The sequence below is a fragment of the Cellulomonas citrea genome (genome assembly GCF_009829685.1).
Taxonomy (GTDB): domain Bacteria; phylum Actinomycetota; class Actinomycetes; order Actinomycetales; family Cellulomonadaceae; genus Cellulomonas; species Cellulomonas citrea.
The window spans coordinates 1-779 of record NZ_VWSD01000332.1; the positions used below are offsets into that span (position 1 = coordinate 1).

Here is a 779-nt window from a genome sequence, read left to right on the forward strand (position 1 = left end):
CGCCGGCATGACGAGCGCGTCGGACCGGCCGGGTCGGCTCGGCATCGGAGTGGTCGGCACCGGGCGGGTCGGTGCCGCCCTGGGCAGTGCGCTGCGCGCGGCCGGGCACCCGGTGGTCGCGTGCAGCGCCATCTCGCAGGCGTCCCGCGAACGTGCTGAGGTCATGCTGCCGGGGGTCCCCGTGCTCGATGTGCCCGAGGTGGTGCGTCGTGCCGAGCTCGTGCTGCTCACGGTGCCCGATGACGAGCTGGCGCCGCTGGTCGCCGGCCTGGCCGAGGTGGGCGCCTGGCAGCTGGGGCAGCTCGTCGTGCACACCGCCGGTCGGTTCGGGGTCGACGTGCTGGCCCCGGCGCGGGCTGCCGGTGCGATCGGGCTGGCGATCCATCCGGCGATGACGTTCACCGGGACCTCGCTCGACGTGGCGCACCTGGAGGGTGCGACGTTCGCGGTCACCGCGCAGGCGCCGTTCCTGCCGATCGCGCAGGCGCTCGTGGTCGAGCTCGGCGGTGAGCCCGTCGTGGTCGCCGAGGAGGCCCGGGGGCTCTACCACGCGGCCCTCGCGCACGGGGCGAACCACCTCGTGGTCCTCGTCGCGCAGGCCGCGCAGGCGCTCGCCGCCGCCGGTGTCGCCGACCCGGGCCGCACGCTGCGCCCGTTGCTCGACGCGGCCCTCGAGGGCGCGTTGCGGGCCCAGTCGCCGCCGGGTGCGGGGGAGCGGCCCGGACCGGGCGCGATCCTGGCCCTCACCGGGCCGGTGCGCCGGGGTGACCCGGACGCGG

Annotated in this window: 1 protein-coding gene; it reads left to right on the forward strand. The window is 77.5% G+C overall.

What is annotated here, in order from left to right:
- Positions 1–7: 7 nt before the first annotated feature.
- Positions 8–779, forward strand: a 772-nt coding sequence (locus tag F2B26_RS16530; protein ID WP_159811177.1) for a Rossmann-like and DUF2520 domain-containing protein, incomplete at its 3' end; no start/stop codon positions are given.